The organism is Aquabacterium sp., from assembly GCF_036279655.1.
Classification (GTDB): domain Bacteria; phylum Pseudomonadota; class Gammaproteobacteria; order Burkholderiales; family Burkholderiaceae_C; genus Aquabacterium.
The window spans coordinates 19621-29032 of the sequence record NZ_DASUIT010000095.1; the positions used below are offsets into that span (position 1 = coordinate 19621).

Here is a 9412-nt window from a genome sequence, read left to right on the forward strand (position 1 = left end):
CGTGTGTGATATGCCCTGGGAAGAGCCCTGCATCGGCAGGGGTCTTCCTCCTCATGGCCACCGGATCGAGACCCGGATCACCACGACGATACACAACAATACAGCAGTACAACGAGCTCCATGAAGACCCTCCGGATTCTTGGTATCCGTGGCGTGCCTGCTGCGCACGGCGGGTTCGAGACGTTTGCCGAACACCTGGCCTTGTACCTGCGCGACAACGGCTGGCGGGTCATCGTCTATTGCCAGGAGTCAGGCAGCGGCCCCGTATTTCACGATACCTGGAACGGCATTGAGCGTATCCGCATGCCAGTCAAAGGTGAGGGTGCACTGTCGACCATCATCTTCGACTGGATCTCCATCCAGCATGCCGCCAAGCACAAGGATCTGTGCCTGACCCTGGGCTACAACACGGCCATCTTCGATGCGGTGTTGCGTTTCAAGGGCATCCCCAACATCATCAACATGGATGGCATTGAATGGATCCGTGCCAAGTGGGGGGCGGTGGCCAAGACCTGGTTCTGGCTCAACGACTGGATGGGGTGTCTGGTGGGCAACCATCTTGTGGCGGACAACCCTGCCATCAAGACCCACCTGATGACACGGGTCAGCGGTGACAAGATCACCATGATTCCCTATGGCGCCGTGCCCGTCACCGATGCCCCCACAGAGGCTGTGCGCAAACTTGGCGTGGAGCCTGGGCGTTACCTGACGGTCATTGCGCGTCCTGAGCCCGAGAACTCCGTCTACGAAATCGTCAAGGCATTTTCCGCCCGCCCGCGTGGCTACAAGCTGATCGTGCTGGGCACCTATCAGCAGGAAAACGCCTATCACCGCACCGTCAAGGCCGCTGCCAGCGACGAAGTCCTCTTCCCCGGGGCCATCTACGATGCGCCTGTCGTGCAGGCACTGCGCTTTCACTGCGCCATGTACGTGCATGGCCATCAGGTGGGGGGCACCAACCCCTCGCTCGTGGAGGCGCTGGGCGCCGGCAACGCCGTCATTGCTCACGATAACCGCTTCAACCGATGGGTGGCTGGCGAAGGCGCCCGTTACTTCGATTCGGTCGACACGCTCAGCAAATGCTTTGATGAGCTTCTCGACAACGGCAAGGCCATGTCCGACATGCGCGACGCCAGTCTGCGCCGCTTCAAGCGTGCCCTGACCTGGCCCATCGTGCTGGGCGAATATGAAAAACTGCTGGAGCGCTTCCTGCCCTTCAAGCCTCGCCCATCACCTGACGCATGCGTGACAGCAGCACCTGGGCAGAAGACTCCCAGTTGAAGCGCGTCACCTGAAGGCTGGCTCGGCGCACCAGCTCGGCCCGCAGTGCGGCATCTGCCAGGACGCGGGCCATCCCCGCATGGATGGACGCCACGTCCGCCGGGTCCACCAGCACCGCACCGTCACCCGCCACTTCCGGCAGCGAAGTCGTGTTGGAGGTGATCACCGGCACGCCACTGGCCATGGCCTCGGCCACGGGCATGCCAAAGCCTTCGGCAAAAGCCGGATACACGAACAAGGCTGCATGGCGCATCACGGCTGGCAAACTGCGGTCATCCACTTTTTCCAGCACGTGCACCTTGTCAGGTCGTGCGACCTTGGCGATGGCCTTGAAGACCTCGTCGAAGCTGAAGTCACGTTGGCCCACGATCACCAGTGGTGGGGCATCGGGCCCCAGTCGATCCCAGGCCTGAACCAGAGACACATGGTTCTTGCGCGGCTCCAGTCGCCCGATCGTGGCGATGTACTGCCCCGGCGTCAGGCCCTGGGCTCGGACCAGATCGGCACCGTCGTCGCCCGGGTAGAAGCGGCTCGTGTCCACGGCGTTGTAGGTCACGGCCACATCCCTGGCGCCCAGCAGGGCCAACTGGCTGCGCGAGAACTCGCTCACCGTGAACAAAGCAGACGCCATCCGGATGGCCATGCGTGAGGTCAGCTTGAACGCCCTCACGAACGAAGGCGTGAAGAACTGCGGATGACTTTCAACCAGCACATCGTGCAGTGTGCAGGCCGTCTTGCCCATGGGGATCAAAGGCACGCGGTATTGCGTGTGCAGGATGTCCACCCCGTGGCGCCAGCGCAGCCAGGGCAGTTGCAGCGCCAGGCGCTTGGTGCCTGAGCCATGCCCCATCACCACCAGTTCCACATTGGGCAGACTGAACTCAGGATGCTGGGCCCGCAGCGATGCCGTGTCCTCCAGAAAGAACACAAAGCGGATGTCCGGGGCCTGGCGGATCGCTGCCTTGTACAGGCCCAGCACATGACTGCGTGCCCCCTGGAAAATGCCATCCCAGGTGTGGAAGTCAACGCCGATCGTGAAGGTATGGCTCATGCTGCTCGATGATGGGGGAGGGATGGGCGCACACCCGCCAGGGCACGCACCAGCGCCCAGGCCGATGCCCACTCACCCCGCTTGATGAAGACCAGCACCTCCAGCGCCATGCGTCGCCGTACGGAGCCCAGGTGTTCCGGGTAGAAGCGGCGCGTGAACAGCAGCCGGTTGAAGCTCAACAAACGCATGGCCAGGGGCGAGCTGCGCCCTCGGTGGCTGGTGCCGATGGTGGCGCCCTCCTTGTGCAGCACCACGCTGCGTGGTGCATACCCCAGGCGGAAGCCCTGACGCTGGCCGCGCATGGCCCAGTCCAGCTCTTCGTAGAACAGGAAGTAGTCCTCTGTCATGGGCCCCACGCGCGTCAGAAACGCGCGCGACACCAGCATGGAGGCCCCCACCACATAGTTCATGGCGGACTCGATGGCTGAGGGGTCTTCTGGTGAATCCAGTGCTTCGCCCACACCCAGATGCTGTCCGATGGCCTGACGCGGGTCGAACACCGCGCCGCCCCGAGCCTGGATCGTGTCCCGGGCATCGTGGTAGACCAGCTTGCTGCCACACAGACCAATGCGAAGATCCTGCTGCATGTGCTCCAGCAAGGCGTCCAGCGTGCCGTGCATCACCTCTGTGTCATTGTTGAGCAGCCAGACAAAATCGGCACCGGCCGCCTGTGCCCAGCGGATGCCGACATTGCAGCCGCCGGCAAAGCCCAGGTTCTCCTGGTTGTCGATCAACACGATGTCTGCGGGCTTCACTGGGTGCCTGCTGGCTGCCAACGTGGCCACCTCGGGGCGGGTCAGCTGGGTGAAGGAGCGTGCCGGATTCTGGGCTGGCAACTGGGCCTGCAGGCGCTGCAGGGAGTCATCGGGGGATCCGTTCTCGCAGACCACCACGGTGACGCGGGCCCGTGAGCTGCCGGCCTCCAGCACCGAATGCACGCAGGCCAGCGTGTCCTGCCAGCCCCTGAAGTTGAGGACCACCACCGCCACCAAAGGCACACCATCGGCATCAAGAGGCATCATGGGCAAGGCGTGGGCAGGGCAGTGGGAACGGAGGCTGTCGACAGGTGTCTGGATTATCCCCCAAGGGGTATTGAGGGTAAACACCAGCCATCCAGCGGGAGCGGCCGCCCAACTTGGGCTTGCCTGAGGCGACAATGCCCGCTGCCATGAAGATTGCCTACTTCTCGACCCAGATGCCTTTCCCGCCGCGACACGGCGGCCTGGTAGACGACTGGGCCCGCTTGCGGGCCTTCAAGGCCGCCGGTGCGCGCCTGGCCCTGACCACGTGGTATGCCGACGCAGGGCAGCCACCTGCGCCAGAGCACATCCAGGCGCTGCAATCGGTGGCCGAGGTCGTGCACACCCTGCCCATCGGGCCCAGCCTGCCCGAGCGCCTCATGCGCCTGCTTCGGCTGGTGCACTGGCCCTCGCACGTGTCCTCGCGCATTCCCTCGCGACAGCGTCAGGCGCAACTCTGGTCCAGCCTTGACGCCTTTGCGCCTGATGCCATCTGGCTTGATGCCCTGTACCCCACCGTGCTGGCTCAGGCTGCGGCCAAGCGCTATGGCGTGCCGCTCTTCTACCGCAGCCACAACATCGAGCACCTCTACTTCGCACGGCAGGTTGCACGCAGCATCACCTGGCGAGATCGTTTGGCCTGGAGCATGAACCTGCCCCACCTTGAGCAGGTCGAGCGCGCCACCTGGCGGGCTGCCCACACGGTCTTTGACATCTCCATGGACGACCTCCAGACCTGGCGCCAGCAAGGTCACCACAACGGCCAATGGCTGCCGCCTCTGGTCCAGCCCGCCACGGCCGACAGCCTGTCGGCTCCCATGGATCGCGAGCCTCGTTATGACGTAGGCTACCTGGGCAACCTGCGCACGCCCAACAACATCGAAGGCGTCGTGTGGCTGCTGCGAGAAGTGCTGCCCCTGCTGCGCCAGGCCCGCCCTGACCTCACCCTGGTCCTGGCCGGCAGCGAGCCCGTGCAGATGATCCGAGACCTGGTGGCCCAGTCACCCGGGGTCACCCTGCTTGAAAACGTTCCTGACGCGGCCAGTGTGCTGCGAGATGCCCGCGTCCTGGTCAACCCCGCGCTCACCGGCAGCGGTGTCAACGTCAAATCGGTCGAGATGCTCTTCACAGCGGCCCGTATCGTCTCTGCGCCACAGGGCGTGGCCGGGCTGCCCGATCATGTGCGGGCCTGCTTTTCCGTCGCCGCCGATGCGCCTGGCTTTGCTCAGGCCGTGATCGACAGCCTGGCTCGTGGCCCCTTGTCGCCCGAGCTCGAGCTGCCCACCCGTTTGCAAGCGCGCCGGGAATTTGATTTCACACGCATCGAGCGCGTGCTGGCCGTCATTCAGGCCGCGACGGCCCGACAGTGATCGACGACGCGTCGGGCGAAGGTGTCGTAGGCATAGCTGTCCAGCGCGAATGCGCGGGCTTTGTCGCTCATGCGCTGCACCAGGGCATCGTCCTGGGCCAGTCGGTCCATCGCTGCCAATAGCGCAGCCTGATCCCCAGCGGGCACCCAGATGCCCAGCCCCAGCGCCTCGATGTCGATGTCCACGAAGGCATTGCGCGTCATGATCACCGGCCGGCCGCAGGCCATCGCGTCGAGCAGGCTGGTCAAGCCCGCCAGCAGGCTCACATCCGTCAGAGGGATGACCACAGCGCGTGCAGCTTGGTAGATCGATGTCAGCTCGCCATAGGACACCGCATGCCCGGTCTGATCGCTCACCACCGTCACCCAGGCCTCGTTGCTGCTGGTGGGGGCGGTCTGTGCCGAGCAGATGATCACGGTGCGGTGCTGCCCGGCGGCCGCGCAGGCTGCCAGCGTGTCATGGTCACGGTTGGCCTTGCCGGCACTGACGAAGTAGCCTGACCCGAAGTCTCGCGACGCAGCGCGGGGTTGATCGTAAAACGCGGTATCCACCCCCCAGGGCAGGGTGTGGAAGCGAGCAGCCCGATCGGGATAGGCCTCGGCCGTGGCCTTGCGCACTCGCTCGCTGAGAAACAGCAGCCGGTCATGGCCACGCACCACCAGCCGTCCGCCCCGCAGGCGCCCGGCCAGCGGGTGATGGATGACCGCCACCAGCGGGCGCCAGAACAAGCCCAGCGCACGCAGGCGCGACAGGAGCCACGTCTCGCTCTGGCAGGCCGCATACACCACGTCCACACGGTGCTGGTTCAGCCAGACCCAGATCTGAGCCCTCAGGGAGTGCCACAGACCGGAGCCCTTGTAGGGCACGATCACCGCCGTTGCGCCCTGTGCTGCAAAGAGGGAGACGCCCCAAGTGTGCTGGGCCGGATAGGTGCCCTGAGCATGAAGCCGCATTGCATCGTCAATCGAGTAGTCATTCAGGACTGCGATTCGCAAGGGCATAGCTTGTGGGTGGGCCAAGTAGGCGGCTATTCTTGCACAGGGTCAAGCCTGGGCGCGCGGGGTCATCAACCTAGGGAAATCATTGAGTATGGAACGACACCCGGCAGGGAACTTTATGCGCTGGCAAGCGACAATCCAGGGCCTCTTTTGAATCATCCCCATGTCCCAAGCCAACACGACTCCCCCCTCTGCTGCAGCAGACAGCCTGGTCAACGCCATGAAGTGGCCGCTGGGTGTCCTTTGCGTTGCCTTCTTTGCCATGTACCTGCCGGCCTATTACACGCTGTCGCAGGTCGCCTGGGAGAGCGATGCCAACGGTCACGGCCCGATGATTCTGGGCGTGTCCTTGTGGCTTCTGTGGCGTGAACGTGAAGACATTCTGCGCGCGGCCACCCAGCCTCGTCCGGTGGCCGCCTTCATCTTGCTGACCATCGGTGTGATGCTCTATGTGCTGGGTGGCTCCCAGGAGCTCGACACCCTTCAGGCAGCATCCCAGATCCCTGTGCTCATGGCCTGCATCCTGCTGATCGGTGGCGTAGGCTCCCTCAAGCGTGCCTGGTTTCCGCTGTTCTTCCTGATCTTCATGGTGCCTCTGCCTGGGGTCTTCACGCAGATGCTCACGTTGCCCCTGAAGTCGGCTGTGTCCTATGTGGCCGAGGGTGCCCTCCACATGATGGGCTATCCCGTGGGCCGCGTTGGCGTCACCCTGTTCGTCGGGCCTTATCAGTTGCTGGTGGCCGACGCCTGTTCGGGCCTGAACTCCATCTTCACCCTGGAAGCGCTGGGCCTGTTCTACATGAAGCTCATGGAATACAAGTCCAAGGCCCGCAACACCCTGATGGCCGTGATGATCATTCCCATCTCTTTTGCCTCCAATGTGGTGCGTGTGCTCACCTTGGTGCTGGTCACCTTCTACCTGGGTGACGAAGCCGGCCAGGGCTTCATGCATGGCTTTGCCGGCATCTTGCTGTTTGCCGTCGCCCTGGTGCTGACCTATGGCTTCGACCGTTTCCTGGCCATCTGGTTTGATGGCGCCAGAAAGTCCGACTGATTCTCGAGGCTCCAAAGACAACGGCCTGCCCTCATGGGCAGGCCGTTTTTCTTCACACCGCCAGCTTGGGCCGGCTGGTCAAGATGCAGGGCGCCAGCACCGCAAAGCAGATGATGGTCGAACCGGTCATGAACTCCGGTTGAGTGAAGTTCAGCAGCAAGGTCAGCAGCATCACCGCCAGCAGGGCGATCCGCGATGAGGTGTTGACCTCAGGCAGGCGCCACTCGCGCATGCAGCGCCACATGATGTGCAGGTAGTTCATCATGTACAGGATGAAGCCGATCAGGCCGATCTTGAGCATGATGAAGAAGTAGCCGTTGTGGATGTAGTGTGTCTGAGCCGAGAATGCACGCCAGTCGATCAGTCGGGGCTTGTACTCCCCACCAGGGCCGATGCCGATGAAAGGATTGCTCAGGATCGACAACCGGGCAAAGTGATTTTCGGCCATGCGCCAACCCAGCGAGCTGGACAGGCCCGCACCTTCCGTGCGCACGCTCAGGATCCGGGTCACGATGCCGGTGATCACATCGGGTTTCACGATCCAGATCAGGCAGGCCGCCAGCACGATCAATGGCAAACCCACCAGGGCGAACCGCTTGAGTGCCTCGCGCCCCGACAGGATGGCCACCAACAAGGTTCCCACGCCCATGGCGGCCCACACGGCACGTCCGAAGGACACATACAGGGCACCTGCCGTGGCCAGCAGCACAACGACCCACACTGCAGTCAGGCCGCTGCGTCGAAGCAGATTGGCCAGCGCTGTCAGAAAACTGAACATCACCAGCACGATCCCGGGCACGAAGCTGCGCGAAATGCCTTCCACGCCGCCACTGATGGCGTCCATGGCTTCCACCCGCGCATTGCTGGACAGGCTCAGGCGCATGCCGGTCAGGGCCTGCGTGATCGACAGCAGTGACAGGATCACGCTCATCAGGATCAGCAGCCGCAGCGCCCAGGTGGCGGTTTTCTCGTTATAGGCGATCAGGGCCGCCGGAATCAGCACCAGCCAGTACGCCAGGCTCATGGCTTCTTCATAGATCCAGGCCATCTGGTTGCGGCGGTAGAAGTGGGCGTACACCACCATCAGCCCTGTCCACAGCATCAGCAAGCCCAGGAACACCCACATGCGGCGATAGCGCGCAAACACTTCCGGGATCTGGCGCCAGTAGACCGCGATCATGAAGAACACGAAGGACATCACGATCACGTCGACGAAGCGAGGGCCCCCCAGGGGCAAGACGCCGAACACGAACAACATGGTGATCAGCATGGCCAGCAAGGGCCAGCGCGAACCCGCGGCGATGATCAGCGGGGGGGAAAACAGGACCAGCGTGAACCACCACGGCAGCACGGCAGACACCATGCCCGCGAACAACGCGAAAAACACCGCGATCGTGATGAAAACAGCCCCTAACAGACCAGCATTCGCTCTCATTGTGTCCTCAGACCATGTTTCTTGATTGCCTGAATTCGGCGTGATTCAGCAGCATCAGCAAGGCGAGGGCGCCACACACGCCCATGCCCAGCACCAGTTGCACGGGTGCCTGGATGTGATCCATCCAGCCGTTGATGCGCATGACACTGGCGACCGCCAGCATCCCCCCGCAGGTGACCGCCATCGGCCAGATCTGACGGGCGTAATCACGCAGATGAATATGGGTCAGCCGTTTCAGGAAGAACAGCTGGAAGGGAATGCCCATGGCCATGCGCGCAGCCCACAGCACCGCCGCAAAGATGGCTCCCAGCGTCGGGATATAGAACATCGCGACCAGCCACACGGCGGTCGAGCATGTCGAGATCCAGAAATTGATCTGTGGCCGGGCGATCACCGTGAAGAACAGGCTGTGACTGAAGGTGATGGCCAGCAGCACGCCCATGCCCATGATGATCTGGATGTAGGGCTCCACCTGGGCCCACTTGGGAGCGATCACCCAGGACAGCACCTCGGGCAGGAACAAGGCCGCGCCCAGAAACAGCGGGGGACCCACCAGGGACAACTGCCGTAACTGCTTGAGATAGGTCGCTGTGGTGGCCTGGACATCGTGGGCGGTGGCAGACAGCCGGGCAATGATCACCGACGACATCTGCAGGCAGATCGACTGGAACACCACGTCAAAGAAGCGCATGGCCAGCGAATACAGACCCAGCACCGTCGTGCCGAAGAAGGAGCCCACCAGCAACTGATCCACGCGCGATGTGAAGGTGTCCATCATGCGCGCGCCCAGCGTGTGCTTGCCCAGCGCCAGGGCAGGGCGCAAAGCCGAACGATCGAACACCCAGCGCGGCCGCCACGCAGCCGCGATCCAGGTCACCACGGTGGAGGTGCTCAGATTGACCACATGCATCGCGACCAGGGCCTCCACCCCACGACCTTGCCGCGCCAGAAGCAGCCCCAGGCTGCCCCCGATCAGGGCGGCACTCATGTCGCGCACGGCGATCGAGCGGAAGGCCATGCGTCGCAAGAGGATGGACAGCGGTGTGTAGTTGGCGGCGGTCAGCAGGCAACCGCAGGCCACACCCGCCAGAACCAGTGTCAACTGGGACTCGCCGTAATGGGCCACCAGCCATGGGCTGGCCAGCAGCAGCACGGATGCACTCAGCGCACCAGAGCCCAACTGCAACCAGAAGACCGAACTCAG

At 63.3% G+C, this 9412-nt stretch carries 8 protein-coding genes; 3 read left to right on the forward strand and 5 right to left on the reverse strand.

The features are described from left to right. Positions 1 to 120 precede the first annotated feature (120 nt). The gene (locus tag VFW84_RS11505) at positions 121 to 1281 is read left to right on the forward strand and encodes a DUF1972 domain-containing protein (protein WP_329680598.1); all 1161 of its coding nucleotides are present in this window, start codon (positions 121 to 123) and stop codon (positions 1279 to 1281) included. On the opposite strand, the gene VFW84_RS11510 is transcribed toward VFW84_RS11505, so the two are convergent. Together VFW84_RS11510 and VFW84_RS11515 are read right to left on the reverse strand one after the other, a co-directional pair. Next, positions 1217 to 2332 (reverse strand): glycosyltransferase family 1 protein, encoded by a 1116-nt coding sequence (locus VFW84_RS11510; RefSeq protein ID WP_329680599.1) that lies wholly within the window; start codon positions 2330 to 2332, stop codon positions 1217 to 1219. The genes VFW84_RS11505 and VFW84_RS11510 overlap by 65 nt on opposite strands. Then, entirely contained in the window at positions 2329 to 3354 is a 1026-nt protein-coding gene (locus tag VFW84_RS11515) for a glycosyltransferase family 2 protein (protein ID WP_329680600.1), read from the reverse strand. The genes VFW84_RS11510 and VFW84_RS11515 overlap by 4 nt, the downstream gene beginning before the upstream one ends. A 146-nt stretch (positions 3355 to 3500) precedes the next feature. Here VFW84_RS11515 and VFW84_RS11520 point away from each other — a divergent pair, with 146 nt between their 5' ends. After that, a complete protein-coding gene (locus tag VFW84_RS11520) occupies positions 3501 to 4721 on the forward strand; it encodes a glycosyltransferase (RefSeq protein WP_329680601.1) in 1221 nt (406 codons plus the stop codon). On the opposite strand, the gene VFW84_RS11525 is transcribed toward VFW84_RS11520, so the two are convergent. After that, positions 4697 to 5674: a glycosyltransferase gene (locus VFW84_RS11525; protein ID WP_329680602.1), complete on the reverse strand. Its 978-nt coding sequence runs from the start codon at positions 5672 to 5674 to the stop codon at positions 4697 to 4699. The two genes, VFW84_RS11520 and VFW84_RS11525, sit on opposite strands and share 25 nt — an antisense overlap. Before the next feature lie 208 nt (positions 5675 to 5882). Here VFW84_RS11525 and xrtB point away from each other — a divergent pair, with 208 nt between their 5' ends. Beyond that, positions 5883 to 6773, forward strand: a complete 891-nt coding sequence (xrtB, locus tag VFW84_RS11530; RefSeq protein ID WP_329680603.1) for an exosortase B — start codon at positions 5883 to 5885, stop codon at positions 6771 to 6773. A 52-nt stretch (positions 6774 to 6825) separates the two neighbouring features. Here xrtB and VFW84_RS11535 read toward each other — a convergent pair whose 3' ends face one another. Further along, positions 6826 to 8160 (reverse strand): O-antigen ligase family protein, encoded by a 1335-nt coding sequence (locus tag VFW84_RS11535; RefSeq protein WP_329680604.1) that lies wholly within the window; start codon positions 8158 to 8160, stop codon positions 6826 to 6828. Between the two features lie 55 nt (positions 8161 to 8215). Next, on the reverse strand, positions 8216 to 9412 hold a 1197-nt coding region (locus VFW84_RS11540), incomplete at its 5' end, for an oligosaccharide flippase family protein (protein ID WP_329680605.1).